Source organism: Enhydrobacter sp. (assembly GCF_030246845.1).
In the GTDB taxonomy this organism is placed as follows: domain Bacteria; phylum Pseudomonadota; class Alphaproteobacteria; order Reyranellales; family Reyranellaceae; genus Reyranella.
This window is the reverse complement of sequence record NZ_CP126889.1, coordinates 2,267,596-2,293,829: the sequence shown is the minus strand read 5'-3', so window position 1 is coordinate 2,293,829 and position 26,234 is coordinate 2,267,596. Positions and strand designations below refer to the sequence as shown.

Here is a 26,234-nt window from a genome sequence, read left to right as displayed (position 1 = left end):
GAGCCGGAGGAACCCTACGCGACCTCGACCGTGAGCTTCGCCAGCTCCTCGGCGATCTGGACGGCGTTCCAGGCCGCGCCTTTAAGGAGCTGGTCGCCCGCCACGAACAGCGCGAGGCCATTCGGGTTGGTGAGGTCGCGGCGGATCCGGCCGACATGCACGTCGAGATCGCCGCTGGCCTCCAGCGGCATCGGGAAGTGGTTGGCCGCCGGATCGTCGACGATCTTGATGCCCGGCGCGCGACGCAGGATCTCGCGCGCCTCCTCCGGCGACATCGGCGCCTCGAGCTCGAGTGCCACCGCCTCCGAATGCGCACGCAGCACCGGCACGCGGATGCAGGTCGGCAGGATCGGGAGATCGGGCGCATGGAACATCTTGCGCATCTCCTCGATCACCTTGTTCTCCTCCTCGTTGTAGCCGTTCTCGGCCACTTTGGTGTTGTGCGAGAAGAGATTGAAGGCGATCTGGTGCGGAAAGACCGTGTGGGTGATCTCCTTGCCCTCGGCGTACTGGTGCACCTGCTCCTCGAGCTCGCGCATCGCCGCCGCCCCGGCGCCCGAGGCGGACTGGTAGGTGGCCACCACGATCTTGCGGATGCCGACCGCCTGATGGATCGGCCAGACCGCGGTGGCGAGGATCGCGGCCGTGCAGTTGGGGTTGGCGATCACGCCGTTGTGGCGCGTGAGGTCGCGCGCATTCACCTCCGGGACGACCAGCGGCGTGTTCGGATCCATGCGGAAGGCCGACGAGTTGTCGACCACCACCGCGCCCGCCGCCTTGGCCGCCGGCACGAACTCGCGGCTGCGCGTGGCGCCGGCCGAGAAAAAGGCGATGTCGGTGCCCTTGAAGGCGTCGCGCTCGAGGAGCTCGACTTTCACAGGCTTGCCCTTGAAGTCCAGGGTCTTGCCGACCGAGCGCTCCGAAGCGAGAAGCTTCAGCTTACCGACCGGGAAGTTCCGGCGTTCGAGCACGCGCAGGATCTCGACCCCGACGGCTCCGGTAGCACCCACGACGGCAATATTCCTGGCTGGCATGTCCCTTTTCCCGGTGTTGACGCCCGCCGTGTGTCCCAGGCGGGCCCGCCTGTCAAGGGAAGCACGAAAAGGGCCGGCTCAGACCCTATTTCCGTTGATTGCGCGCCACACTTTTTCCGGAGTGAGCGGCATGTCGATCTGCGTCACGCCGATTTCCGCGAGGGCGTCGATTACCGCGTTCATCACCGACGGCAGTGCGCCGGCGCAGCCCGCCTCGCCGCAGCCTTTCACGCCCAGGCGATTGGTCCTGCAGGGCACGGGATGGCTCTGGACGGTGAAGGACGGCGCGTCCGAGGCGCGCGGCAGGGCATAATCCATATAGGAACCGGTAAGCGGCTGGCCCTGCGCGTCGTAGACGGTGCGCTCGAAGATCGCCTGGCCGATACCCTGCACCACGCCGCCGTGCGCCTGCCCCTCGACCAGCATCGGATTGATGACCGTGCCGAAGTCATTGACCATGAAATAGCGGACGACGTCGACTTCGCCGGTCTCTCGATCGATTTCGACCTCGGCGATATGGCAGCCATTGGGGAACGAGAACGGCGGGTTGTCCGAGATGTGGCTGACGTCGAGCGATTGCGGGATGTCGGGCGGCAGCTCGAGGCCGGAGCGCAGCTTCCCGGCCAGCTCCATGACGCCAATCCCGCGATCGGTGCCGGCGATGGTGAAGCGGCCCTGCGCGAACTCGATGTCTACGGCCGACGCCTCGAGTACATGAGCGGCGATTTGCTTGCCCTGCTCGATCAGCTTGTCGGCGGCCTCGATGAACGCCTGGCTTCCCACCAGCGCCGACTTGGATCCGCCCGTGCCGCCGCCGACCTTGAGCTGATCCGAATCGCCCTGCAGCAGCCGCAAGCGGTCGAAGGGAATGCCGGTCCTCTCGCTCAGCACCTGGGCGAAGGGCGTGGCGTGGCCCTGGCCGTAGTCGAGCGTGCCACTCAGCATGGTCACGGTGCCGTCCGGCTCGAAGCGGATGCCGCCATACTCCTTGCTGGGTGGCCCCGTCACCTCGAGATAGGAGCCGATGCCGCGGCCCCGCAGCTTGTTGCGCCTCGCGCTCCCCTGCTTGCGCGCCTCGAAGCCCTGCCAATCGGCGGCCGCCAGCGCCTTGTCGAGGAGCGCGGTGAAGTCACCCGAATCGTAGTTCATGCCCGATGGCGCCTTGTAGGGCATCTGCTGCGGCTGGATGTGGTTGCGCCGCCTGAGCTCGACACGATCGATGCCCATCTCGCGCGCCGCCCGATCGATCAGCCGCTCCATGTAGTAATTGCCTTCGGGGCGTCCCGCGCCGCGATAGGCGCCGACCGGCGTCGTGTTGGTGAACACCACCTTGGAATTCACCTCCATGGCCGGCGTCCTGTAGACATCGATCAGGTTCTTCACGGCGTTGGTCGTGGCCGGCATCGGCGGGTAGATGTAGGCGCCGGCATTGCCGTAGCCGGTGAGGCGGACGGCGAGGAAGTTGCCGTCCCTGTCGAGCGCGAGCTCGGCGATGCGCTGGTGGTCGCGACCGTGATGATCGCTGAGGAAGCTTTCAGATCGTTCGTCGGTCCACTTCACGGGGCGACCGACGAGCTTCGACGCCAGCAGCAGCGGCCCGTACTCGGGATAGACCTGCGACTTCATGCCGAACGAGCCGCCGACATTGCCGGTGAGCACGCGGACCTTTTCCGGCGGCACGTTCAGCACGTCGCGCGCAAGGCCGCCCCGCAGACCCATCACGCCCTGGCAGCCGACATGGAGCGTCCAGCGTCCGGACGTCGGGTCGTAGGCGCCGATCGCCGAGCGCGGCTCCATGGGATTGACGATGATGCGGTTGGAGACGATCTCCAGCCTCGTGACATGGGCGGCTTCGGCAAAGGCCTTCCTTACCGCCTCCGCGTCGCCATAGTGGAAGTCGAGCGCGAGATTTCCCGGCGCGTCGTCGTGAAGCTGCGGCGCACCGGGCTTCAGTGCATCGGCCGGGTTCGTGACAGCCGGCAATTCCTCGATATCGAGCTCGACGAGCTCCGCGGCATTCCTGGCCTGGAGCGCGGTCTGGGCGACGACGCAGGCCACCGGCTCGCCGACGAAGCGGACCTTGTCCTTGGCAAGAGAGGGTCGCGGCGGCGTCTTCATCGGCTTGCCCTCGCGATCCGGGATGTTCAGCGCGCACTTGAGCGGCCCGAAGCCCGCCGCGTCGAGATCGGCATGCGTCAGAACGACGATCACGCCCGGCATCGCGCGTGCTGCTTCGACACCGACGTCCCTGAGCCTGCCGTGCGCGATGCGGCTGCGCACCATGACCGCATGGACCTGCCCCGGCAGGTTGATGTCGTCGGTGTACCGCCCTTCTCCGCGCAGCAGCACCGGGTCCTCCTTGCGCGATACCGGCTGGCCGACGCCGAATTTCATCAAGGCAAGACTGGCGTCATTCAAAGCGTCCATCGCGACTCTCCTCATAGGAGCGCGCCACTGGAGTGGCGCATCCCCTGGACTCATTTAAGCGGTGAGTAGTTCGTCGGGATCAGCAGGGTCGAGTGCATCTCGGCCAGCAGTGCCGGCCCCTTGGCGAGATAGGCCTGCCAGTCGGGATCCTTCATCGCCGCCGCCCGCGCCTCGAACCGCTCCTGCAGATTCTTGTAGCGCCAGAGATGAATCCATTCGTTGGGCTGCGGGAACTCGCCCGTCCAAGCGCCCCAGATCCTGGAGTACTTGTCGCGCGCCGCGCGGACCTTCTTGAAGTTCTCGCCATACTGCGCCGCGCCGCCCATGACCGTGCGGTAGATGCGCAGCTCATAGACGTTGCCGGTGGTGCCGTCGTCCGGCAGGATGTCGATCACGGCGTTCATCACGCGCAGATCCTGACGCTGGATCAGGGGGCGGATGACGGGCACGTAGCCCTCGATCCACGGTTTGTGCCTCGCGAGCTCACCGCGCAGGCGCTCGCGATCGTTTAGGCTGTCGTACTTCCAGAGATGCCAGATCTGGTTCAGAGCGCCGAACTCGGCCGTCCAGTAGCCGCAGTTGATGCCGAACTTCTGGCCGCGCGCCGGTCGCCCGATCGTCTCGGCGGCCTTCAGGTACTCCGGCATCTTGCCCGGAAACAGCGTGTAGCAGCGAAGCTCGTAGACCATGGCGTTTTCCTCTCAGGGATGCGGATTCTTGGGCGGATGCGCGCGCACCGCTTCCTCGTTGACGTCGGCGCCCCAGCCCGGTCGGGTGGGCACGATCAATTCACCATTCTGGATGACCGGCGGATGCGTCACCAGATCGTCCTTCCATGGCACGTCGTCGATATCGATTTCCATGATGCGGAAGTTCGGCATCGCGGCGCAGAGATTGGCGCTCATCAGCGTCGACATGTGGCCGTAGAAATTGTGCGGGGCGCAGTTGATCTCGTAGGGATCGGCCATGGCCGCGATCTTGAGCGACTCCATCAGCCCATTCCACGGCACGTCGATGATCGAGACGTCGATCGAGCGATTCTCGAAGTATGGTCGGAACTGGCGCCGTCCGAACAGCGACTCGCAGGAGGCGATGGGCATCGCGGCGCGGTCGCGGACCAACCGCAGCCCCTCGGGGTCGTAGGAATCGATCTCGAGCCAGAAGAGATCGAAGGGCTCGCAGGCGCGCGCGACCTTGATATAGCCCTCGGTCTTGAAGTTGAAGTTGGTGTCGAGAAGGATGCCCATGTCCGGGCCCGCGCCCTGACGAAAGGCCGCCAGACCTTCGGTGATCGCGGCCAGAGTAGCGCCGTCGGCATTGAGTTCCGGCCCGCCAACGCCGCGGCCGAAACCCGGCTGGTGCATGTTGGGCGGATCGAGGTCGAAGCGAAAGATGTTGGTCTTGAGCGCCCTGAAGCCGCGCTCCTTCACGTGCTTGCCGAGCTTCACCAGGTCGTCGCGGGAGCGCACCGGCTCGACCTTCATCATCTGCGCGTGGCGGAAGCGATAGCTGCCGCAATGCGACCAGTAGAGCGGCAGGCGGTCGCGCACCGGACCGCCGAACAGGGCATGGACCGGAATGCCGAGCGCCTTCGCCTTGACATCCAGCAGGGCGTTCTCGATCGCCGCCATCGCCTGCTGGTTGATGCCGCCGGGCGCCTGGCGCGTGACGGCGTAGAGCGTGGTCATGATGCGCTCGATCGGTCGCGGATCCTGGCCCACCAGGCTCGCCGCCATGCGCCGGATCACCGCCGTGAGGCCCGCGCTGCCGTAGCCTTCGTTGTACTCCGACCAGCCGACCAGCCCGTCGTCGGTCGTCACCTTCAGGAAGGAGAAGTCCCGCCAGCCGGCATCGCAGTGCAAATCCTCGATCTTGGCGATTTTCATGCTGTTTCCTCCGCTACGTCCGCCAGCATAGACTGGAACGGCGACGGCGGGGGATGGACATGGCGCTCTTCGGCAAGGGGATGCTGGTTGTGCTCACCGAGGTGAAACCGCGCGACGAGCGCGATTTCAACGAATGGTACAACCGCGAACATATCGACGAGCGCGTCAACCTGCCGGGCTTTCACCGGGCGCGGCGCTACGTCGCGGTGCGCGGCTCGCCGAAGTACCTCGCCACCTACGAATGCGACAGCGTGAACGATCTGGCGACGCCGGGCTATCTCGCCCTGCTCGCCAACCAGACGCCCTGGAGTCAGTCGGTGATGGCGCGCTTCACCCACTTCAATCGCCTGACCCTGCGCATGCAGATCGACCTGACGCATGGCGTCGGTGGCGCGGTCACGGTCGTGCGCTTCGTGCCCGATCCGGCGCGGCGGCGCGCCCTTATCGAATGGCTGCGCGAGACGGCGCTGCCGCGGGCCATCAAGCGGCCCGGCATGTTGGGCGCGGCGGTCGGCGAGAACGACCTCGAGATCGCCAACGCCCCGGCGCAGCAAAAGAGCATGGACCATCCCCGAGCCGACGAGGTCGAATGGGTGGTGCTGCTCGAAGGCGCCGAAGCCGCGGCGACCGGAACGGCGGCCCGTCTTCTGTTCAAGGCAACCACTCTCAAGCCGTTCGGCGTCGAAGCAGCGCCCACGATCGGCACATATCGGCTTCTTTATGGCAATCAGCGCTAACGCAAGTTTGACCTGTAGGTGAGCCGGCGAATCGCTAAGTTGGCGATGTGTCCATTCAAGGGCTGATCTTCTGGCTGCGTCAGGCGACGCTGGTGCTGCTGTGCCTGCCGGCGCTTCATCTCGCCTGGCGCTGGTACACGGACGATCTCGGCGCGCGTCCGGTCACCGAGGCGACGCATGTCACGGGCGACTGTACCGTCGTGTTCCTGCTCTGCTCGCTGGCGTTGACGCCGGCGCGGTCCACCTTCAACTGGATGCCGCTGGTGCAGATCCGACGCCGCATCGGCGTGGCCGCGGCGCTCTACGCCGGCCTGCATTTTTTGATCTATGTCGCCGACCAGAAATGGAACCTGATCGTGGTGGCGCTGGAGATAGCGAGGCGCTTCTACCTCACCATCGGCTTCACCGCGCTGCTCATGCTTGCGGCTCTCGCCATCACCTCGACCAACGGCTGGCAGCGGCGGCTGAAGCGCAACTGGAAGCGCCTGCACTGGCTGATCTATCCCGCCGCGGTGCTCGCCATCCTGCATTTCTTCATCCAGTCGAAGGCCAATGTCGGCGAACCGACCGTGGCGGCCGGCCTGTTCGCCTGGCTCATGCTGTGGCGTGCGATGCCCACGAAGCTGCGCACGGGCTTCGCGGGCCTTCTCCTCCTGGCCGTCGGGGCGACCCTGGCCGCCTTCGTGTTCGAAGTCGCCTGGTACGGCATCGTGAACGGCATCGGCCCGCAGCGCCTCGTCGCGGCCGACATCGACCCCGATCTCTTTCCGCGTCCGGTGCACAAGGTGCTGATCGTATCGCTGGCCGCGATCGTCCTCGTCGGCGTTCGCCGCGGCGCCCTCGCCTTGAAACACCACTGGACGCGTCGATATATCCGGACAACTATACCGACCTCGTAAGGAGGTTGGCATGGGCTTGTCGATAGGGCGCCGCAGCCTGCTCGGCCTGGTTTTGGCGTCGACGGCGGCGCCGCTCGCGGCGGCGAAGGCGGCGGACGCGAGCCTGGTGATTTTTGCCGCGGCGAGCCTCAAGAACGCGCTCGACGAGATCGCCGGCGGCTGGGCCAAGGAAGCCGGCAAGGCGAGGCCGAAGATCTCCTATGCGGCAAGCTCGGCGCTCGCCAGGCAACTGGAGCAGGGTGCGCCGGCGGACATCTTCATCTCGGCCGATATCGACTGGATGGACTATGTCGCGAAGAAGGGGCTGATCCGCGACGAGACGCGCGTGAACCTGCTCGGCAACAAGATCGTTTTGATCGCGCCGCGCGATTCGAAAACCACAATCGAGGTGAAGCCGGGTTTCGACCTCGCCAAGGCGCTGGGCGACGGCAAGCTCGCCATGGCCAACGTGGACGCCGTGCCGGCCGGCAAGTACGGCAAGGCGGCCCTGCAGAAGCTCGGCGCCTGGGACGGCGTGAAGGGCAGGATCGCCCAGGCCGACAATGTCCGTGCGGCCCTCGTGCTGGTCGCGCGCGGCGAAGCCCCGCTCGGGATCGTCTACAGCACCGATGCGGCGGTCGAGCCCGACGTCAAGATCATCGGCACCTTTCCCGACGATTCGCACAAGCCGATCATCTATCCTGCGGCCGTGACCAAGGAGTCGAAGTCGGCCGACGCCAGGCCTTTCCTCGATTTTCTGAAAGGCTCGAAAGCGCGGATCGCTTTCGAGAAACAGGGCTTTACGGTGCTGGTGAAGTCCAATTCTTCGACATGACGGCGGAAGAGTGGTCGGCGGTCCGGCTGAGCCTGCTGGTCGCCGTCACCGCGACGGCGGCCAGCCTGCCGTTTGGCATCGCCATCGCCTGGCTGCTGGCGCGCCGACGTTTCTGGGGCAAGAGCCTGCTCGACACCGTCGTCCACCTGCCATTGGTCCTGCCGCCGGTCGTGACGGGCTATCTGCTGCTGATCCTGTTCGGCCGGCGTGGGCCGATCGGCGAGTTCCTGAACGATAGTTTCGGGATCGTCTTCGCCTTCCGCTGGACGGGCGCGGCGCTCGCCTGCGCCGTGATGGGCTTTCCGCTGATGGTGCGCGCCATCCGCCTGTCCATCGAGGCCGTCGACACGCGACTGGAAAGCGCGGCCGGAACGCTGGGCGCCCATCCGCTCTTGGTCTTCGCCACCATCACCTTGCCGCTCTGCCTGTCCGGTGTGATCGCGGGCGCGATCCTGTGCTTTGCCAAATCGATGGGCGAGTTCGGCGCCACCATCACCTTCGTCTCGAACATTCCCGGCGAGACCGAGACCCTGCCTTCGGCCATCTACACCCTGACGCAGGTGCCCGGTGGCGATGCGGGCGCGCTCCGGCTCACCCTCGTTTCCGTGATCATTTCCATGGTGGCGCTTTTGGGCTCGGAGCTGCTGGCGCGCCGCATCGGCGCCCGGCGCGCGGCGACATGAGTCTCGACGTCGACGTCGAGCACAAGTACGGCGCCTTCCATCTCGCGGCCCGTTTCGTCTCGCGGCCGGGCGTGACGGCGCTGTTTGGCCGCTCCGGTTCGGGCAAGACCACGCTCGTCAATATCGTAGGCGGGCTGATCAGGCCCACGCGCGGCCGGGTGACGGTCGACGGCCAGCCGCTGGTCGATACCGGCCGCGGCCTCTTCGTCCCCAAGCACCGGCGCCGCATCGGCTATGTCTTCCAGGACAGCCGCCTCTTCCCCCATCTCAGCGTGCGCCAGAACCTGCTCTACAGCCGCTGGTTCTCGCGCGGCAAGGGCGGCGCCGCCGCGGACTTCGATTCGGTCGTCGAACTCCTCGGCATTGCTCCCCTGCTCGACCGGCGGCCCGAGTCGCTGTCGGGCGGCGAGAAGCAGCGTGTCGCCATCGGCCGCGCCCTGCTTGCCCATCCCCGGCTCCTGCTGATGGACGAGCCGCTCGCCTCGCTCGACGAGGCGCGGCGGGCCGAGATCCTGCCTTATATCGAGCGGCTGCGGGACAAGGCGGGCGTTCCCATCCTCTATGTCAGCCATTCGGTCGCCGAGGTGGCGCGGCTCGCGACCACCGTCGTCATTCTGGCGGATGGCAAGGTCACCGCCGTCGGCCCGGTGCTCGACATCCTGCCGCTGGCCGATGCCACCGATGGCGGCAGTGCCCTCGACGCCAGGATCGCGCACCACGACGAAAGGTTCCAGCTCACCACCCTCGTTACCGCGGCCGGCGAGCTGCAGGTGCCGCGCCTGACGGCGCCATGCGGCGCCCCGGTCCGCGCCTATATTCGCGCGCGCGACGTCATGCTGTCGCTTCACCCGCCGCAGGAGATCAGCGCGCTCAACGTGCTGGCGGGAAGGATCGTGCAGATCGTGCCGGCCGGCGCGCAGGCCGATATCCGCCTGGACTGCAACGGCGCTATCCTGATGGCGCGCGTCACCGCCAAATCGGTGCAGCGCCTAGCGCTCGTGCCGGGGCGGCCGGTCTATGCCGTGATCAAGAGTGTCTCGTTCGAGCGCAGCTAGGAGTCCTCGTCATGCCCCGCCTCAGCATCCGGATCGATTTCGACGACGAGGGCCGGCTCGGGCCGGGCAAGGTGATGCTGCTCGAGCGCATCGCCCGGGAAGGCTCGATCTCCGCCGCCGGCCGCTCGATGAACATGTCCTACAAGCGCGCCTGGGAGCTGGTGGCCGACATCAACCGCAGCTTCGAGAAGCCGCTGGTCACGGCCCAGACCGGCGGCCGGTCCGGCGGCGGCGCGGCGCTCACCCAACGCGGCCAGGAGCTGATCCGGCACTATCGCGCCATCGAGCGCAAGGCGCTGTCGGCGACCGCGGCGCATCTCAAGGCGCTGCAGGCGATTTCCCGCAGCCCCAAGCGCGGCTAGACGCTATCCTGCAGCGCCGCCAACGCGCGGCGCCGATATGTTCCGACCCGATACCGACTGCTCACGAGTGATGCCGACCCTCTTCCCGATCTTCGAGATCCGCTTCCTGCCCTTTCTGCTGGCCCTTCTCCTGAGCGTGGCGTTCGCCGTCGCCCTCGTTCTCTCTCCGCACACGACATGGCTCTGGCTCGGCTTCGGCGCCGCTGCCTCACTGTTGCTCGTCGGCGTGCACGACATGGTGCAAACGCGGCATTCGGTGCTGCGCAACTACCCGATCGCCGCGCATCTTCGCTTCCTCCTGGAAGCGATCCGTCCGGAGATGCGCCAGTACTTCTTCGAGGACGAGAAGGACGGCCTGCCCTTCGGCCGCGACAAGCGGGCCGTCGTCTACCAGCGCGCCAAGATGGTGCTGGACGTGCGCCCCTTCGGCACGACCTACGACGTCTACCGCGCGGGCTTCGAATGGGTGAACCATTCGATGGCGCCGGGGCGGATGAGCCGGGAGCCCTTCCGCATCACCATCGGCGGACCGGAGTGCACGAAGCCCTACTCGGCCTCGGTGTTCAACGTCTCGGCGATGAGCTTCGGCGCCCTCTCGGCCAATGCGATTCGCGCCCTGAACGAGGGCGCGCGTCTGGGCGGCTTCGCCCACGACACCGGTGAAGGCGGCTACAGCCCCTATCACCGTGCGGGTGGCGGCGACGTGATCTGGGAGATCGGTTCCGGCTACTTCGGCTGCCGCAATCCCGACGGCAGCTTCTCGGCCGACAAGTTCGCGGCGGCGGCCGGCAACGACCAGATCAAGATGGTCGAGCTCAAGATGAGCCAGGGCGCCAAGCCCGGCCACGGCGGCGTGCTGCCGGCGCCCAAGGTGAGCGTGGAAATCTCGCTGACGCGCGGCGTGCCGGCGGGGCAGGACTGCATCTCGCCCTCGCGCCATTCGGCCTTCTCGACGCCGGCCGAGATGATGCGCTTCGTCGCCGAGATGCGGCGGCTCTCGGGCGGCAAGCCGGCAGGCTTCAAGCTTTGCGTCGGCCATGAATGGGAGTTTCTGGCGATTTGCAAGGCGATGCTGGAAACCGGCCTCTATCCCGACTTCATCGTCGTCGACGGCAAGGAGGGCGGCACTGGCGCCGCGCCGCTGGAGTTCATCGACCATATCGGCAAGCCGTTGCGCGAGGGTCTCTCCTTCGTCCACAACGCCCTGGTCGGCATCGGCGTGCGCGACCGCATCAAGCTCGGCGCCAGCGGCAAGATCGTGAGCGGCTTCGACATCGCCCGCGCCATGGCGCTCGGCGCCGACTGGTGCAATTCGGCGCGCGGCTTCATGTTCGCGCTGGGCTGCATCCAGTCGCAAAGCTGTCATACCGATCGTTGCCCGACCGGTGTCGCGACACAGGACAGGAATCGTCAGCGCGCACTGGTCGTCGCCGACAAGCGCGAGCGCGTCGCCAATTTCCATCGCGCGACGCTGCACGCGCTGGCCGAACTCACCGCCGCGGCCGGGCTCGACCATCCCAACGAGTTCCAGCCAGCGCACATCGCGCACCGCCTGTCGCCCAGCGAGGTCGCGACCTTCGCCGATCTCTATCCCGCGCTCGGCGAGGGCGAGTTGCTGGCCGGCACGGACAATCCGCGCTGGAGGCGCCCGTGGGAGATGGCGAGCGCTCATTCGTTCCGCGCCGTGGCCTGATCCGGCCAAAGAGGTTGCGTATCGCCGGTTCTTGCCCCAGCAATACGGAAGCCAGGCAAGAGCCGGGGACATGCCATGACCGCACCGTTCGATTTCGCACCGCTGCTCGCGCCGGGGACGCCCGACCCGGCCGTCAAATGGAACGGATTTCCGAAGTACAATTTCATCGGCGGCCACAACGACGCCAGGCAGATCCCGGTCGAGGCGCTGACCGAGGCCGCGACGACTGTATTGAAGCGCGAGGGCGCCACGCTCGCCACCTACGGGCTGAACAGCGGGCCACTCGGCTATCGGCCGCTGCGCGAGTTCCTGGCCGGCAAGCTGAAGGGACATGCCGGCATCGACTGCACGCCTGACGAGATCCTGATCACCTCGGGCTCGTTGCAGGGACTGGACCTCGTCAACAGCCTGCTGCTGGCGAAGGGCGACACCGTGCTGATCGAGCAGGAGACCTACGGCGGCGCCCTCACCAAGCTCGGCCGTATCGGGGTGAACGTTGTCGGCATCCCGCTCGACGCCGAAGGCCTCAGGCTCGACGTCTTGAAGCAGAAGCTCGGGGAGCTGAAGGGCAAGGGCATCAAGCCCAAGTATGTTTACACCATTCCGACCGTGCAGAATCCGACCGGCGCCATCATGGGCGAGACGCGGCGCCAGGAGCTGATCGAGCTCGCGGCCGCGCATGGCGTGATGATCTTCGAGGACGAGTGCTACTCCGATCTCGTTTGGAGCGGCCGGCGCCCGACATCGCTCTATGCCCTCGCCAACGGCGAAGGCGTGGTCCATATCGGCTCGTTCTCCAAGTCGATCGCACCGGCGCTGCGCGTGGGCTATCTCGTCGCCAAGTGGGGTGTGCTGTCACGCATCCTGGCCCTCAAGCAGGATGCCGGTTCGGGCGCTTTGGAGCAGATGGTCCTGGCGGAGTTCTGCAGCCGGCACTTTGCCGATCACGTCCCCAGGCTCGGCAAGGCCCTGCACGGCAAGCTCCAGACCCTGCGCGAGGCGTTGGCCGAGCAGTTCGGCACCGCGGCCGAGTTCGGCGATCCGCCGGGCGGCATCTATCTCTGGATCAAGCTGCCCGACAACGTCGACACGGTGAAGCTCGCCCAGGCGGCGCTGGCCGCCGGCGTCTCGCTCAATCCCGGCCCGGAATGGTCGACGAACAAGGACTATGCCCGCTGTCGCTTGCGCCTCTGCTTCGCCAATCCCGAGCCCGAGACGATCAGGAAAGGCGTCGAGGTGCTGGCCGAGGTCTGCCGGCGCGAGTTCGGCGTCCCCCTGCGCAGCGCCAACGTCGACAAGAAGTAGGGATCAGTCGAAGGACTGGTGTCATCCCGAGCGTCAGCGAGGGATCTTTGCGGCTGGAAAAAGATCCCTCGGCTTCACTTCGGGATGACACAGTTCAGTCGCCGGCAACGAACCGGACGGTTCTCAGCCCATCGGCTTGGGATTGATCACCATCCAGCCCACGCCGAACTTGTCGGAGCACATGCCGAAGCGGTTGGCGAAGAAGGTCTCGGTCATCGGCATGGTCACCTTGCCGCCCTTGCTGAGCGCATTGAAGAGCTTGTCGGCCTCGGCCGGGCTGTCGGCGCTGAGCGCAAGGGCGATGCCCGAGAAAGCCGCCTTGCCTGTGCACTGACCGTCGGACAGCAGGATCTGCGTGTCGCCGATCTTGATGGCGGCATGCATCACCTTGTCCCTGGACTCGGGTGTGACCATCGACTGCTCCGGCGCCTCCTTGAAGCGCATCATCATGTCGACCTTGGCGTCGACAGCGCTTTTGTAGAATTCGATCGCTTCTTCGGCTCGGCCCTCGAAGGACAGATAAGACTGCACGTTCATGGTCGTTCTCCTTCTGCTGGTCAGTCGTCAATGGCCTGGTAGGCCGAGGTCCAGAAGTCGCGGAACACCCGGGGCGGCACGGGCGAGTCCATCATGCGCTGGGTCATCAGAACGCCGATCAGCCGCTCGGCCGGATCGAGATGGGCGGAGGTGCCGTAGCCGCCATCCCAGCCGAAGCGGCCGGGCGCGGCGAAGATATCCGTGCGGCGCGTCACGACCGCGCCGCCCATGCCCCAGCTCGCACCATGCCCGAAGAAGATCTCGGCGCCCAGCTTCTGCGACGCGGTGAGCTGATCAGACATCATCAGCTCGACGGTCGGCCGCGCCAGGATCCGCTCGCGCCCGTGCCGGCCCTTGTCGAGCAGCATGCGATAGAAGGCGTGGAAATCGTCGACTGTCGAGACGAGCCCCGAGCCGCCGGCCGCGAAAGGCGGCGGCCTGCTCCAGCGGCTCGCGCGCGCATCGTCGAAGAAGGTGAGCTCCTTCTTCGCCGGATCCATCATGTACGCGCTGGCGAGGCGCTCGAGCTTGGCCGCCGGCACCCGGAAACCGGTGTCCCGCATGCCGAGGGGGGCGAGCAGGCGTTCCTGCAGGAAGGTCTCCAGCGGCTGGCCGCTGGCGCGGGCAATCAGCACGCCCAGCACGTCCGATCCAGTGTGATACAGCCAGCGCTCGCCAGGCTGGCAGCTCAGCGGCAGCGTCCCCAGCCGCCGCATGAACTCGTCGGCGTCGATATCGAGCTGGTGCGGGCCCGGCGCGAGACCGAGCTCTGCCGCAGCCTTCTGGATCGGATATTTCGGGGGCCACACCATCAGGGCGCCCATGCCGAATGTGAAGGTGAGAAGGTCGCGCGTGCTGATCGGCCGCCGGGCCGGCACCGTGTCGTCGATCTCGCTCTCGAGGCTCCTCAGGACCTTGCGGTCCGCCAGCTCGGGCAGGAAGGCATCGACCGGATCGTCGAGGCGGAGCCTGCATTCCTCGACCAGCAACAGCGTCGCCGCCGCAATCACCGGCTTGGTCATCGAGGCGATACGGAAGATGGTGTCGCGTTTCATCGGCGCACCGCCGAACGACTGTGCGCCGATCGCCTCCACGACCGTATCTTCGCCACGGCTCACCAGCGCCACCAGGCCCGGCATGTCGCCCGAGGCGACATGCGTCTCAAGCGCACCGTGCAGGCGCGCGAGCCTCGTCTTCGACAGGCCGCCACGTGCCATGGCTTCGACTTCCACTATGCCGACGCGACGAAGGCGGCGAACCGTTGCAGGCAGCTCGTCCAGCCGCCTTCATGGCTCGCCCGCGAGGCTTCGGTGCGGAAGGCCTGATGTCGCAAGGCGAGGCGCGTGCGGCCGCCCAGATCCGCGAGCGTAACCGTCACCAGCGTCTCCGGATCGACGCTGCCATCGGCGTACTCGGTGATGTAGGTGAAGACCAGCCGCTCGGGCACCACCACCTCGCGATAGACGCCATGCTTGGTGATGACGGTGCCGTCGGGCACGCGCATACGGCGCCGCCAGAGGCCGCCCGGCCGCACATCCATCTCACAAGAGAGCGGCGTGCAGTCCTGCGGCGCCCACCAGACCGACGCCTGGCGCGGATCGGTCCAGGCAGCGAAGACGCGCTCGCGCGGCGCCTCGATCTCACGCGCAAGATAGAGCTCCTGCTGGACGGGCTGGAGGGAAGAGTCCATGCGTTCCTCCTGACTTCACTTCTCGGCGGTCGTCTTGAGGTTGGCGAGCCCGGCCTCGAAGTCATTGCCGATCATCTTGTCCATATCGAACAGGGTACCCATCACTTTGGCGACATAGGGGCTGGGACCGTACATCGCCCATGTGACGGTCGTGTTGTCGCCCGTCGGGACCAGCGTGAACTCGGCCGTGTTGTGGCCTTCGAACGGCTTGATGAAGTCGAGTTTGATGACGATCTTCGTCGGCGGCGCGGCCTCGACAATCTCCATCCGGCCCTGGCCGACATTCTTGTCGCCGTCCCATTCGTAGATCGCGCCCTTGCCGCTTTCGGGTCCGTTGAAGGCGCGCTTCATGCCGGGATCCTTTTTCTCGTACGGCGACCACATCGACCAGCCGCGCAGGTTGGCGATCAGCGCGAAGATCCGGTCCGGCGGCGCCTTGATGGTCGCGGAGCGTTCGACGCGGAAAAAATCGGGCTTCGTCGCCGCATAACCCAGGATGGCGACGACGGACACCACGACAATCGCGGCGAGGACGGACAAGATCTTGAACACCGGCGCGCTCTCCCGGCTATACTTAACGAGATGGTTAACCTTTACGAGGGCCACCCGAGCGTTGTCAACCGGCCGCTGCGACCTGAAAAGTTCTCATGCGGCCCCACAGACGACGCGTCACAGCGAATAAGGTCGATCCGCTTCCGTCCGCGACGCTAGCCGATCGGCGGATGCTTCCTGTCCATACCCGATGCCTTCTCCCAGGCGCGGGCGACACGGAACAGCATCGCCTCGTCGAAGTAGCGGCCGACGAACTGCACCGACAGCGGCAGGTCGGTCGAAGAGAGGCCCGACATCATGGCGAGCGCCGGATGCCCCGTCACGTTGAACGGCGTGCGCGCCTGCCGGGTGTAGGTGCGATCGATGTCGGCCGGGCGATCGATGCGGCAGGCCGGATCCATCGAGCTGGCGCACAGCAGCACATCGACCTCGGCGAGCGCGGCGTTGACGGCGGCGATCATCTGGCCACGCCGGCGGCTGGCGGCCACGTAGTCGCCCGCGCTCACGAAGGCGCCGGCAAGCAGGCGGCGGCGCGCCAGCCGGCCGTAGTCGCCCGGCCGCTCGCGCAGCCAGCGCGCATGCACCGACCAGGCCTCGCTCTGCAGGATGATGCGATTGACGGCGGCGAACTCGCCGAGCGAGGGCAGCCGCACGTCGCGCACGTCGGCCCCCATCATCTGCAAGGTGCGCGCGACATGTTCCAGCGCCGCCGTCACTTCCGGCTCGGCCGGCAGGTCGGTCTCGTGGAAGTGACGCACGAAGCCCAGCCGCAGGCCGCGCACGCCGCGATCCATCGCCGCCCCGTAGCGGCCGGCCGCCGCGGCCGCGCTGCCGGGATCGTACGGATCGTGACCCGCGATCGCCTCGAGCATCAGCGCATTGTCGCCGACCGTGCGGGTCATCGGCCCGACATGATCGAGCGTGAAGGAAAGCGGAAAGACGCCGCGTCGCGACACCAGGCCGTAGGTCGGCTTCAGACCGACGATGCCGCAGCAGCTCGCCGGGTTGCGCACGCTGCCGCCGGTGTCGGTGCCGAGCGCCATGGGAAACAATCCGGCCGCGACTCCCGATCCCGACCCCGACGACGATCCACCGGGATGATGCCCGGGATTCCAGGGATTGCGCGCCGGCGGCCAGGGCAGGTCGAAGCTCGGGCCGCCGATCGCGAACTCGTGCGTCGAAAGCTTGCCGATCACGATGGCGCCGGCCTGGCGGAGCCTGCTCACGCAGACCGCGTCCGACCGCGCGACGTTGTCGACGAGGATCCTGGAGTGACAGGTGGTGGCGAGCCCCGCGACATCGATGATGTCCTTGATGCCTACCGGCACGCCATGCAGCGGTCCGCGCAGCCGGCCGGCCGCCGCCTCCGTCTCGGCCACACGCGCGGCCGCCAGCGCCGCCTCCGCGTCGAGACGGATGAAGACATTGAGCTTGAGGTCGAGCTTGTCGATGCGGTCGAGATGGGCCTTCATCAGCTCGAGCGGGGAGAGCTCGCGCGCGGCGATGGCCTGCGCGGCGGCCGCAGCCGGCAGGAAGTGGAGCGGACCTTCCACCAGACCGAGACCGGCGTTCACAGCCCTTCTCCCGGCCGCATCGCGGGCCACGGTTCCACGCGCGGATCGGTGGGCGCCGCGAGCTTCTGCCTGAGGGTCGCCGTCTGGCGCGCGGCCGCGATCACATCGTCGCGAAATTCCGCCAGCGCCTTGTCCAGCCCGGCCTGGCGCGCCAGCAGCTCGACAATTTCCTCGTCCATCTTGCATCCCTCCCGATCTTCGGCCGTTGTTAACGTCAGCACGAATCGCTCCTGCCCGTCCATCGGGCGATTCGCACGGGGGGCTTCTTGATATTCGACCATACGCTGGCGGTGTTCGCCGCGGAGCTGATCCTTCTCCTGCTCGCGGGCCGCCTGCTGGGCGAGGGCCTGAGCCGGCTCGGCCAGCCCGCCCTCTTCGGCCAGCTCCTGGCCGGCGTGCTGCTCGGCCCTTCCGTCTTCGGCGCGTTGTTCCCCGAGCTGCGCCATATGCTCTTCCCCGATTCCAGGACGCTGAAGAGCATGATCGACGGCATTGCCCAGACCGGCATCCTGCTGCTGCTGCTGCTCACCGGGATGGAGACCAATCTGGCGCTGGTCCAGCGCCGGCGGCGCGCGGTGATCTCCTCGTCCCTGTTCGGCATCGCCGTGCCCTTCGTCTGCGGCGTGGCGCTCGCCTATGCACTGCCCGGCGATGCGATCCCCGAGCAGCAGAACCGGCTCGTCACGGCGCTTTTCCTGGGCACGGCGCTGTCGATCTCGGCGGTGAAGATCGTCGCCATGGTGCTGATGGAGATCGGCGCGATCCGGCGCGACCTCGGCCAGCTCATCCTCGCCACCGCGATCCTCGACGACACCATCGCCTGGATCATCATCGCGGTGATCTCGGGCATCGCTGCCCATGGCACGGTCGACCTCGCCAGCATCGGGGCGAGCCTCGCCGGCACGGCCCTGTTCCTCGCCTTCGCCTTCACTATCGGCCGGCGGCTGGTCGCGGCGCTGATCGTGTGGGTGAACGACAACCTCACCATCGAGGTGCCGGTGATCACGGCGATCCTGATCGTCATGCTGGCGATGGCGCTCACCACCGAGCTGATCGGCGTGCACACTGCGCTCGGCGCGTTCATCGCCGGCGTCCTGATCGGCCAGTCGCCCATCCTGACCGAGCATATCGAGGGCCAGTTGCGCGGCTTCATCATGGCCTTTTTCAGCCCCGTCTTCTTCGCCGTCGCCGGCCTCGGCATGGACCTCCGCACCCTGCTCGACCCGACCCTCGCCCTGTTCACACTGGCTGTCGTGCTGGTGGCCAGCGTCGGCAAGTTCTCCGGCGCGCTGATCGGCGGCCGCCTCGGCGGGCTCACGACGCGCGAGTCGCTGGCGCTGGCGGTCGGCTTGAACGGCCGGGGCTCGACCGAGGTCATCATCGCAACCATCGGCCTCTCCATGGGCGCTCTCGGCAATCAGCTCTACACGATGATCGTCGCCATGGCGGTGATCACCACGATGGCCATGCCTCCGATGTTGCGCTGGATGATGTCGCGCGTGCCGCTCGGCGAGGAGGAAGCCAGACGGCTGGAAAAGGAGGACGCCGAGGAGACCGAGAACCTTCCCAAGATGGAGCGCGCGCTCGTCTATGTGGACGACAGTCCGAACGGCCGGCTGGCGGCGCGGCTCGCCGGTCTCTTCGCCGCACGCCAGAAGATCCTGACGACGGTGCTCGAGGCGGAAGCGGCCGAGGAGCGCGGATCCGAAGAGGCCGCGGCCCGCCGTCACGTGGCCGAGGCGGCCGACGCGACGAGCACGCTGCACGAGTCGAAGCCCGCCGGCGCGAAGCGGCTGGTGACCGAGCGGCCGCCGGAGCAGGAGGACGCGCTGGAGAAGGAGATCGGGCGTGGCTACGACATCGCCTTCGTCGGCATCGATCGCCCGATCGTCGAAGCAGCCCGCTTCGATCCGCGGCTGCAGCGGCTCGTGACCGAGTTCCAGGGTCCCGTCGCCATCGCCGTGAACGGCGCCGGAGCGGCCGGACCCGCCGATGTGCCGCTCGACATCCTGCTGCCGGCCGCTGGCACACAGGACGCACGCCTCGCGACCGAGATTGCGCTCGCGCTCGCTGACGCGAGCAAGGGCACGGTGACGGCGTTACACGTCTTCGATCCGCAGGGAGACGTGGCGTTGCTGCGCGGCCGGGCGCGGCGCCTCGGCATGTCCGTGCTGGTCGACATCCATCGTGCCGGCAAGCGGGCTGGCGTGCCGGTCAAGGGCATGACCGCAACGAACGTCAAGCCGGAGAGCGAGATCCGGCGGGCCGTGCGCGGCGGACAGTTCGACCTCGTGGCGCTCGGCACGTCGCTGCGCCAGGGCGAGGCGAAGTTCCTGGGGCCGCGCACGGCGGCGCTGCTGCAGGTCCTGCGCACGCCCGCCCTGCTGATCGCGCGCTGACCTAGTTTGCGGCGTCGGCCGGCGCGGGCGCGGAAAGGTAGCTGTGGATCTTCCAGATGCCGGCTTCCGGCCCGAAAACGACGAGCTGGTTGGAGTAGCGCGTGCTCTCCACGCCGCTCGACAGGATCTTGAGACGGGCCCGGGCGGTGGAGCGCAGCCATCCGACCTCGGCGAACGTCGCCGCCTCGCGCACATCGTACGCCAGATCGATCCTGAGGGTCGCCAGCAACCGCTTGTGGGCGGCGAGCAGGGCATCCGTGCCGACAGCGATCTTGGCGCCCGGCGCCATGTAGGAGCCGTTGGTCCTGAACAGGCGCACCGCCGCCTCGGCATCCTCCGCCCGCAGCGCGTCGGCATACTTGTTCAGAATGGCGCCCAGCTCGACCGACGGCTCGGCTTCGGCATTTGCCGGAAGCGCGCCGGCGATCGTGGCGGCGATGAGCAGGCGACGGGTCAACCTCGCGGTCATGGGAGACCTCCTGCGGTAGAGCGTCAGTAGTCCCATTCCATCTTGGCGCCGATCTTGTCGTTGGAGTCGGTGCCGAACGAGCCTTCGAGCTTGGTATGCGGCAGGACTTCGATCTCGACGATGCCGCGGCTCGAATTGCCGCTCGCGCCCTGCTGCGCGCCGACATAGACGCCCGGCGCCACATAGCGGCCGCCCTGGATCGATGTCGTGCTGCCGGACGAGGCGTTCGCCGCGTTGCTGGACGACGAGTTGATCGAAAGCTGGTCGAGGCCCAGCCCCTTGCGGAGCCGGCCGAGGAAGCCGCCGCCGCCCGCCGACGCCTGCCCCGTCAGCTCGGCCAGCGCCTGCGCGGCGCTCAGGATCTCGAACGGACTCAGGCCCGACGACGGCTTGCCGAACAGCAGCATCGCCATCGCCTCGTCCTGCGGCAAGGGCGGCGACGAGGTGAGCGCGATCTTGGGTGCGCGCGATGTGCCGGTGATGTCGACCTCGATCGTGGTCGAGTTCACGACGGTCGTCGCGGCGAAGTCGAGCTCGGGGTCGATCGTGTTGGCGTTCATCAACGAGACATTGCCGCGCGTGAAATTGAGCTGATGCCCGACCAGGTTGAAGGTGCCGCGCCGCAAGGTGAGATTGCCCAGCACGGCCGGTGCCGAGGGATTGCCGGTGACGGTGAACTTGCCGCCGACCTCGGCATCGAGGCCGCGGCCGCGCACGAACACCGCCTGGGGCGCGTTGATGTCGAGCGCCAGCCGCACGCCGCCCGCCTCCGGCGACTTGGGCGCGACCTTGCCCGACGGCGCCGCGGCGGGCTTGGCCGGTGCCGCGTTGGACCCATTGCCGCCATTGATCTCCGTGACCGCAATCGTGGGATAGTTCGCGACCTGCGTCCCGCCGATGTTGATCTCGGCACGATCGATGATCACGGGGCCCGTGACATCGAAGCCGTTGAGCGTCGATCCCGTCACCTTGATGTCGCTCGACACGCTCGCGATCATGTCCGGCCGGTTGGCGAGCAGGGCGTTGCGCGTCGTGATGCCGAGGTCGACCGGAAAGCCCTGCGCCGGATCGAGCTGGACGGTGCCCCTGCCCGAGATGGCGCCGTTTCGCGCGGTATGGAAAGTCAGGCTCTGGAGCTGCAGCGCCTGCCCTTGTAGCGCGATGTTTGCCTGCCCGCCGGTCATCCTGAGCCCTGACGCGGGCAGGGAAAGCGCGGCATTGCTGAGGGCGATGGTGCCCGCGCCGTCGATGGCACCGCCCTTCAGCGTGAGGCTGAGATTGGGGCTGAGCGTGCCGGCGACATTGCGGATGCTGTCGCCGAGCGCCGGCGCGAACGGCGCAATGTCGACGGCGCCGTTGAGGCTGACCGTTGCGGCAAGCGGTGCGCTGCCTTGCGGGATCGATGCCTTGCCCTTCACGCCGAGGCGAGTCCCGCTGCCCGCCGATACAGTCGCGTCGAACGTCGCCTGGCGGTCGACCACCGAGGCCGTGCCGCGCAGCGCGAACGCCGGCAGGAGGGCCGTCTCGGGACGCTTCACCCGCAGGCCGTCGGCCGAATAGCTGGCCTCGATTCGCGGATTGGCGAGGGCGCCCGTGGCCCGCAGCTTGGCCCGCAGCGTGCCCTCGACGCCGGTTCCGGGCGCGAACGCCTCCACCAGGGAAAGCGGCAGGGCCGCGATCTCGACCGAGAGATCGCTTGCGGTCTCGTCGACGGTACCGCCGACCGACAGGCGTCCGCCGCCCAGCCGCAGCGAGGCCGGCTGAACGACCACCCGCGAGCCGGCGACCGTCACCTGCGTCGGCGCATTGAGCACGACGGGGATGCCCTGGTAGCGCGCATCGAGTCGCTGCAGGGCGACCCGGATGACATCGCCGGGTTCCACCCGGGCCGCGAGGCTGGCGTTCGTTGTCCGGCCGGCGGCCCGCAAGGCAAGGTCGAAGGCCGTCCGATCCCCCTTCACCGTCGCGTTCACGCTGCCGAGGTCGGCCACCCCGGCCAGGCCGGTGGCCTTGAGCGTCGCCTCGGTCCTGGCCGCGCCGAACGGATCGGCGACCGATGCGTCGAGCTGCAGCGCGTTCGCTCCGGCGGAGCCGGCGCGCAGCCGATCGCCGCGCAAGGCGATGGTCACCGTGCCCGCGGGATTGTCGGACTGGGTAGCGATCTGGAGGTCGAGGGCGCCCGCAAGCGGCGTGCCCACGATCGGTGCAAGCTCCTCGAGCCGCGCCATCTTGAGATGGCCGCTTCCAGTAGCGCGGCCGGGCGCCACCGCGAGATCCTTCACATCGACCACGGCGCTGGCCCAGCTTCCCTGAAGCGTCGGCACGTGCAGCCCGCCGTCGGCATTGCGCGAGAAACTGCCGCTCAGGCCGAGCGGCTGGCCGGCAAGATCGCCCTGGGCCTTGATGCTGCCGCGCGCGGCTTCCCCTTCGAGTGACGCGTCAAGCGTGAGAGCGAGATGCCGCGACGTGATGCCGGCCCGGCTCAGATCGCTGAGATCGACTGTGGCATGCACATCGCCGCCATTGGGCGTCAACGTCACCTTGCTGTTGGCGGATGCCGCCCCGCTCATGCCGGCCTGCAGCAGGCCAAGGCGCGGCAAATCGAGCGCAAGATCGAGCTCGCCGGTTCGGTCGCGGCCATGGCCCGAGACCGTGAAGGTCATCCCCTCCGCCTCGAGGCGCACGCCGTCGAGCCGCCAGGCCCGGTCTTTCTGCAGCGCGGCGGCGCCATTCAGCGTCAATGTCTTCCGCTGCAGATCCGGCGGCATGTCGGGCACGCTGAGCTCGTCGAACTTGCCGCGCCAGGCGACACGCGATCCGGAGCTCCTCGTCGACAGGTCGAGATCGAGGTGCCCATGGCCGCCGATCTGGACGCCGGCCAAGCCCGAGAGCGGTGCGAGGTCCGGCAAGTCGAGCGCGATCCTGCCGTTGCCGGCTTTGGTGGAAGGCTGATAGTCGGCATTGCCCTTCAGGGCGAGAAGTGGCGAGGAGAGGTCGAGCGACTGGACCACCAGGCGGCCATCCGGCTGCGCATCGACCTTCGCCGCCAGTTCCATATGCTGCGGCGGCGGCCCGCGTTCGCCGAGGCTTTTCGCCGCGAGGTCGTCGATCGAGGCCGTCAACGTCGCCGTGCCTTGCGGTTGCTTGGCGACATTGGTGAGATCGGCCACGAGATCCGCCCGCAGGTTGCGCCAGTCGACGCCGCCGGCGAGATCGGCCAGCGGCCCCGCCTCGCCGGCCTGCACCTTGATCGTTGCCTGCAGTTGATCCTTTTGCGGATCGTACCGCCCGGTCGCATCGACACGCGCCGGCCCCGCCGCGAGCGCCAGCGATCGCACCGACACGATGCCTGCCGCATCGAGAGCCGCCTCGCCCTCGAGCGTAACGGGCGTGCGCAGGAGCCGCGCGATCGGACTGTCCAGCAGGCCCGGTGCCACCGCCGACAAATCGAGAGAGATGGCCGTCGCCCCACCATCCGGATGCCAGCGCGCATTGCCGCTCGAGCGGATCGCATCACCCGCGGAGACGTCGAGCACGGCATTGCCGGCGGCCCTGTCGCCCTTTGCGGTGAGCTTGAAGGACACCCGATCGAGGTCGGGCCGGCCGATCAACGCCGCGATGACGCCGCCGGCCGCTTCCTCGCCGCCTATCTCGCCGTCGACCGAGAACGGCTGCAAATTGAAGCCGAGATTGGCGGTGAGCCGGCCGTAAGGCCCGTCCGTTCGCACCATCTCGAGCCTGGCATGACTCTGGTCGCGATCGCTCACCAGCGCATTGCCATCGAGCTTCCAGTGCGAGTCGATGCCACCGCCAAGCGGCGCCCCGATATGCAGGTCGGCGACGGCGAGCCGATCGAGGTCGACGCCGAACGGCAGGCTCGTGCCGCCGGACGAACCGCTGGGGGATGATGCCTTCGACGGAAGCGGCGGCCGCAGCGCCTCGATCTTCCGCGCGCTCAGCTCGTCGATCTTCAACTGGCCCGTGAACAGCGATGCGAACGACCAGTCGAGGCGGGCATCCTCGATGCTGAGCCAGATCCCGTCGGAATCGGACATCGCGATCTTCGCCACGCGAAGGTCGGTCGGAATGAATCCGCTGATATCCGAGATTTCCAGTCGACTGTCGGCCGAGGACGCCATCGACGACACGGCGTTCGCCAGCATCCGCTTGCCCGGCGCTGTCTGCAAGGCGGCGAGCAGGAGCGCGACGGCGATGACGATGCCGCCCGCCGTCCAAGCCGTGATTCGCAACCAGCGCATCAGAACGCCTGTCCAATGCTGACATAGATGCCGAAGGGCGCGTCACCCGCGCGCTTGTTGAGCGGGAAGCCGACATCGAGGCGCGCCGGGCCGAAGGCCGTATAATAGCGCACGCCGACGCCGGTGCCGATACGGGGGCTCATCTCGGAGAAGTCGGGCAAAGTCTTGGAATAGGCGCCGCCGGCATCGACGAAGACGACCGCGCCGAACGACTGGCCGATGCGTTGCCTGAACTCGAGGCTGCCTTCGATGAGGCTGGCGCCGCCGACCGGATTGTTGAACGCATCGCGCGGCCCGGCCGACTGATAGGTGAAGCCGCGGATGGAGCCACCGCCGCCGGCATAGAACAGCTTGTCCGGCGGCACCATGGTATTGGTGCCGCCCGGAATGGAGCCGAAGGCGGCGCGGGCCGCGACCACGCTGCGGCCATCGCCGCTTACGTCGAGATAGGTCGTGCCGACCACCTTGGTGATGGCGAACAGGTCGTTGCTGTGCTCGAGGTCGGCATAGGGCGTGACATTGAGCACGACCTTGTAGCCCCGGGTCGGGTCGAGATCGCTGTTGGCCTCGTTCAGCGTCGCCGAGAGCGGCACGCCGAACAATTGATAGTAGGCTGTGGTGCCCGACTGCTCGATCTGCGAGGCTTCGTAGCTGAGGCCCGCCGACACGCGCCAGTGCTCCGATATCGTGCGATTGAGCCCGACCCCGAACAGCACAGCCTTGCGTGTATAGGCCGGATAGACCTCGCGCAGCGCCTGGGCCGACGCGGTGGCGTCCTGGCCCGCCACCCACCAGTCGGGCTTGAGGAAGTCCGCCCGGAAGCCGTAGCCGAGATCGTCGGGGATCGCGCCCTGGCCGATATGGTTCACGATCGCCGACAAACGCAGGCTCTCGGCCTCGCCGAACAGGTTGCGGTCCAGCCAGTAGGCGTTGGCGCTGAAGCCAAGGATGGTCTCGTAGGCCGCGCCGAAGCCGATCGAATGCGACGGCCGATCCTCCAGGTCGACATCGATCGGCAGCTCTCCCTTGGCGTCGAGGCTGGTCGCGGGCTTTATCCGGACCGCGCTGAACACGCCCAGCGCGTTGAGCTTGTCGCGCAGCGCCGTCACCTTGTCCGGCGCATAGGGCTCGCCCTGCTTGAACGGCACACGCTTCTGCAGGTAGGTGGTGTCGATCTCCTGGGTGCCGGAGAAATGGACCGGACCCATGGTCGCCTCGGGGCCCGTCTGCAGATGGTAGGTGACGTAGGCCTCGCGCGTGGCGTGATTGATCACGACCTCGCGCCGCGAGACCTTGGCGAGCGCATAGCCGCGGCCGCGCACCTGGTCGAGGATCTGGTTCTCGGTATTGATGATCGTGGCCGCGTCCGCCGGCTGGCCGGGCTTGAGGGGAAGCTTGTTGCGATCGAGCACGGTCGGACCGACCACGTCCTGTGGTCCGTCGATGTTCAGGTCGGCCACGCGATAGACCGGCCCGGTCGCGATCCTGATCTGGAAATCGGTCTTCGCCGTTTCCGGCTGGCTGTCGATCGCATCGAGCGCACTCGCCTCGTCGATCGGCTGGTTGCCGACCGTGGCGGTGACCTGCGAGTCGTAGTAGCCGCGCGAGCGCAGCGCCGATACGAGCCGGGACCGGCGCGCCTGCGCCGCCTGCAGAAGCGACAGGGAATCGCCTGACAGCGGCTGGTCCTTGTCCAGGTCCTCCGAGAGCTGCTTCAGCTCGTCCGCCATCTCCTTGTCGCCCGTCACCGTGAGGGAGATCTGACCGGTGCGCGCCTCGGCCACGCCGCAAGCCAGCAGCATCGCCGCCACCACGACCGACGCTCGACCGAGCCAGAAGCCTTCGGTCGGCCATCGCAT

The 26,234-nt window shown here is 67.5% G+C and carries 22 protein-coding genes; 9 read left to right on the top strand and 13 right to left on the bottom strand.

Going from position 1 to position 26,234, the window contains the following annotated elements:
* Positions 1-14: 14 nt before the first annotated feature.
* The 4 genes from OJF58_RS11470 to OJF58_RS11455 form a co-directional block, all read right to left on the bottom strand.
* Positions 15-1,034, bottom strand: a complete 1,020-nt coding sequence (locus tag OJF58_RS11470; protein ID WP_300784395.1) for an aspartate-semialdehyde dehydrogenase — start codon at positions 1,032-1,034, stop codon at positions 15-17.
* Positions 1,035-1,112: 78 nt separating this feature from the next.
* Positions 1,113-3,461 carry a xanthine dehydrogenase family protein molybdopterin-binding subunit gene (locus OJF58_RS11465; protein WP_300784393.1) on the bottom strand — a complete coding sequence of 783 codons (2,349 nt, stop codon included), beginning with the start codon at positions 3,459-3,461 and terminating at the stop codon, positions 1,113-1,115.
* A gap of 50 nt (positions 3,462-3,511) precedes the next feature.
* Positions 3,512-4,150 carry an NIPSNAP family protein gene (locus OJF58_RS11460; RefSeq protein ID WP_300784391.1) on the bottom strand — a complete coding sequence of 213 codons (639 nt, stop codon included), beginning with the start codon at positions 4,148-4,150 and terminating at the stop codon, positions 3,512-3,514.
* Between the two features lie 12 nt (positions 4,151-4,162).
* Positions 4,163-5,347, bottom strand: coding sequence for a mandelate racemase/muconate lactonizing enzyme family protein (locus OJF58_RS11455; protein ID WP_300784389.1), 1,185 nt, complete (start codon positions 5,345-5,347; stop codon positions 4,163-4,165).
* Between the two features lie 59 nt (positions 5,348-5,406).
* On the opposite strand from OJF58_RS11455, the gene OJF58_RS11450 reads away from it, so the two are divergent.
* From OJF58_RS11450 to OJF58_RS11415, 8 genes are all read left to right on the top strand, one after another.
* Positions 5,407-6,084, top strand: a complete 678-nt coding sequence (locus tag OJF58_RS11450) for a DUF4286 family protein (RefSeq protein ID WP_300784387.1) — start codon at positions 5,407-5,409, stop codon at positions 6,082-6,084.
* Positions 6,085-6,131: 47 nt separating this feature from the next.
* Complete coding sequence (locus tag OJF58_RS11445; protein WP_300784385.1) at positions 6,132-6,983, top strand: ferric reductase-like transmembrane domain-containing protein; 852 nt, start codon at positions 6,132-6,134, stop codon at positions 6,981-6,983.
* Between the two features lie 10 nt (positions 6,984-6,993).
* Positions 6,994-7,797, top strand: coding sequence for a molybdate ABC transporter substrate-binding protein (gene modA / locus OJF58_RS11440; RefSeq protein WP_300784383.1), 804 nt, complete (start codon positions 6,994-6,996; stop codon positions 7,795-7,797).
* Positions 7,794-8,480, top strand: coding sequence for a molybdate ABC transporter permease subunit (gene modB / locus OJF58_RS11435; protein ID WP_300784382.1), 687 nt, complete (start codon positions 7,794-7,796; stop codon positions 8,478-8,480). The genes modA and modB overlap by 4 nt, the downstream gene beginning before the upstream one ends.
* Positions 8,477-9,535, top strand: coding sequence for a molybdenum ABC transporter ATP-binding protein (gene modC / locus OJF58_RS11430; protein ID WP_300784381.1), 1,059 nt, complete (start codon positions 8,477-8,479; stop codon positions 9,533-9,535). The genes modB and modC overlap by 4 nt, the downstream gene beginning before the upstream one ends.
* Positions 9,536-9,546: 11 nt before the next feature.
* Positions 9,547-9,897, top strand: coding sequence for a winged helix-turn-helix domain-containing protein (locus tag OJF58_RS11425; RefSeq protein WP_300784380.1), 351 nt, complete (start codon positions 9,547-9,549; stop codon positions 9,895-9,897).
* A gap of 70 nt (positions 9,898-9,967) precedes the next feature.
* A complete protein-coding gene (locus OJF58_RS11420; RefSeq protein WP_300784378.1) occupies positions 9,968-11,590 on the top strand; it encodes an FMN-binding glutamate synthase family protein in 1,623 nt (540 codons plus the stop codon).
* 75 nt (positions 11,591-11,665) lie between these two features.
* Positions 11,666-12,895: a PLP-dependent aminotransferase family protein gene (locus OJF58_RS11415; protein ID WP_300784376.1), complete on the top strand. Its 1,230-nt coding sequence runs from the start codon at positions 11,666-11,668 to the stop codon at positions 12,893-12,895.
* Positions 12,896-13,018: 123 nt separating this feature from the next.
* Here the strand turns inward: OJF58_RS11415 and OJF58_RS11410 are convergent, their stop codons facing one another.
* From OJF58_RS11410 to OJF58_RS11385, 6 genes are all read right to left on the bottom strand, one after another.
* On the bottom strand, positions 13,019-13,432 hold the full coding sequence (locus OJF58_RS11410) for a VOC family protein (RefSeq protein ID WP_300784374.1): 414 nt from the start codon (positions 13,430-13,432) through the stop codon (positions 13,019-13,021).
* A 20-nt stretch (positions 13,433-13,452) separates the two neighbouring features.
* Positions 13,453-14,649: a serine hydrolase domain-containing protein gene (locus OJF58_RS11405; protein WP_300784372.1), complete on the bottom strand. Its 1,197-nt coding sequence runs from the start codon at positions 14,647-14,649 to the stop codon at positions 13,453-13,455.
* Between the two features lie 14 nt (positions 14,650-14,663).
* Entirely contained in the window at positions 14,664-15,122 is a 459-nt protein-coding gene (locus tag OJF58_RS11400) for an SRPBCC domain-containing protein (protein WP_300784370.1), read from the bottom strand.
* A 15-nt stretch (positions 15,123-15,137) separates the two neighbouring features.
* Positions 15,138-15,674: an SRPBCC family protein gene (locus tag OJF58_RS11395; RefSeq protein ID WP_300784367.1), complete on the bottom strand. Its 537-nt coding sequence runs from the start codon at positions 15,672-15,674 to the stop codon at positions 15,138-15,140.
* 155 nt (positions 15,675-15,829) lie between these two features.
* The gene (locus OJF58_RS11390; RefSeq protein ID WP_300784365.1) at positions 15,830-17,248 is read right to left on the bottom strand and encodes an amidase; all 1,419 of its coding nucleotides are present in this window, start codon (positions 17,246-17,248) and stop codon (positions 15,830-15,832) included.
* Positions 17,245-17,490, bottom strand: a complete 246-nt coding sequence (locus OJF58_RS11385; RefSeq protein WP_300784363.1) for a hypothetical protein — start codon at positions 17,488-17,490, stop codon at positions 17,245-17,247. Before OJF58_RS11385 ends, OJF58_RS11390 begins: the two co-directional genes overlap by 4 nt.
* Before the next feature lie 24 nt (positions 17,491-17,514).
* Here OJF58_RS11385 and OJF58_RS11380 point away from each other — a divergent pair, with 24 nt between their 5' ends.
* A complete protein-coding gene (locus tag OJF58_RS11380; protein WP_300784361.1) occupies positions 17,515-19,647 on the top strand; it encodes a cation:proton antiporter in 2,133 nt (710 codons plus the stop codon).
* A gap of 1 nt (position 19,648) precedes the next feature.
* Here the strand turns inward: OJF58_RS11380 and OJF58_RS11375 are convergent, their stop codons facing one another.
* The 3 genes from OJF58_RS11375 to OJF58_RS11365 are packed head-to-tail and all read right to left on the bottom strand — an operon-like array spanning position 19,649 to position 26,234.
* Entirely contained in the window at positions 19,649-20,116 is a 468-nt protein-coding gene (locus tag OJF58_RS11375) for a hypothetical protein (RefSeq protein WP_300784358.1), read from the bottom strand.
* A 23-nt stretch (positions 20,117-20,139) separates the two neighbouring features.
* A complete protein-coding gene (locus OJF58_RS11370; RefSeq protein WP_300784356.1) occupies positions 20,140-24,375 on the bottom strand; it encodes a translocation/assembly module TamB domain-containing protein in 4,236 nt (1,411 codons plus the stop codon).
* Positions 24,375-26,234, bottom strand: coding sequence for an autotransporter assembly complex family protein (locus tag OJF58_RS11365; protein ID WP_300784355.1), 1,860 nt, complete (start codon positions 26,232-26,234; stop codon positions 24,375-24,377). Before OJF58_RS11365 ends, OJF58_RS11370 begins: the two co-directional genes overlap by 1 nt.

Bases quoted from the DNA above. Each gene is read 5' to 3' on its own strand.
- OJF58_RS11415 (WP_300784376.1), top strand. From the start codon at position 11,666: ATGACCGCACCGTTCGATTTCGCACCGCTGCTCGCGCCGGGGACGCCC.
- OJF58_RS11425 (WP_300784380.1), top strand. From the start codon at position 9,547: ATGCCCCGCCTCAGCATCCGGATCGATTTCGACGACGAGGGCCGGCTC.
- OJF58_RS11460 (WP_300784391.1), bottom strand. From the start codon at position 4,150: ATGGTCTACGAGCTTCGCTGCTACACGCTGTTTCCGGGCAAGATGCCG.
- modB (WP_300784382.1), top strand. From the start codon at position 7,794: ATGACGGCGGAAGAGTGGTCGGCGGTCCGGCTGAGCCTGCTGGTCGCC.
- OJF58_RS11385 (WP_300784363.1), bottom strand. From the start codon at position 17,490: ATGGACGGGCAGGAGCGATTCGTGCTGACGTTAACAACGGCCGAAGAT.
- OJF58_RS11405 (WP_300784372.1), bottom strand. From the start codon at position 14,649: ATGGCACGTGGCGGCCTGTCGAAGACGAGGCTCGCGCGCCTGCACGGT.
- OJF58_RS11400 (WP_300784370.1), bottom strand. From the start codon at position 15,122: ATGGACTCTTCCCTCCAGCCCGTCCAGCAGGAGCTCTATCTTGCGCGT.
- OJF58_RS11465 (WP_300784393.1), bottom strand. From the start codon at position 3,461: ATGGACGCTTTGAATGACGCCAGTCTTGCCTTGATGAAATTCGGCGTC.
- modC (WP_300784381.1), top strand. From the start codon at position 8,477: ATGAGTCTCGACGTCGACGTCGAGCACAAGTACGGCGCCTTCCATCTC.
- modA (WP_300784383.1), top strand. From the start codon at position 6,994: ATGGGCTTGTCGATAGGGCGCCGCAGCCTGCTCGGCCTGGTTTTGGCG.
- OJF58_RS11470 (WP_300784395.1), bottom strand. From the start codon at position 1,034: ATGCCAGCCAGGAATATTGCCGTCGTGGGTGCTACCGGAGCCGTCGGG.
- OJF58_RS11450 (WP_300784387.1), top strand. From the start codon at position 5,407: ATGGCGCTCTTCGGCAAGGGGATGCTGGTTGTGCTCACCGAGGTGAAA.
- OJF58_RS11375 (WP_300784358.1), bottom strand. From the start codon at position 20,116: ATGACCGCGAGGTTGACCCGTCGCCTGCTCATCGCCGCCACGATCGCC.
- OJF58_RS11370 (WP_300784356.1), bottom strand. From the start codon at position 24,375: ATGCGCTGGTTGCGAATCACGGCTTGGACGGCGGGCGGCATCGTCATC.
- OJF58_RS11455 (WP_300784389.1), bottom strand. From the start codon at position 5,347: ATGAAAATCGCCAAGATCGAGGATTTGCACTGCGATGCCGGCTGGCGG.
- OJF58_RS11410 (WP_300784374.1), bottom strand. From the start codon at position 13,432: ATGAACGTGCAGTCTTATCTGTCCTTCGAGGGCCGAGCCGAAGAAGCG.
- OJF58_RS11365 (WP_300784355.1), bottom strand. From the start codon at position 26,234: ATGCGATGGCCGACCGAAGGCTTCTGGCTCGGTCGAGCGTCGGTCGTG.
- OJF58_RS11420 (WP_300784378.1), top strand. From the start codon at position 9,968: ATGCCGACCCTCTTCCCGATCTTCGAGATCCGCTTCCTGCCCTTTCTG.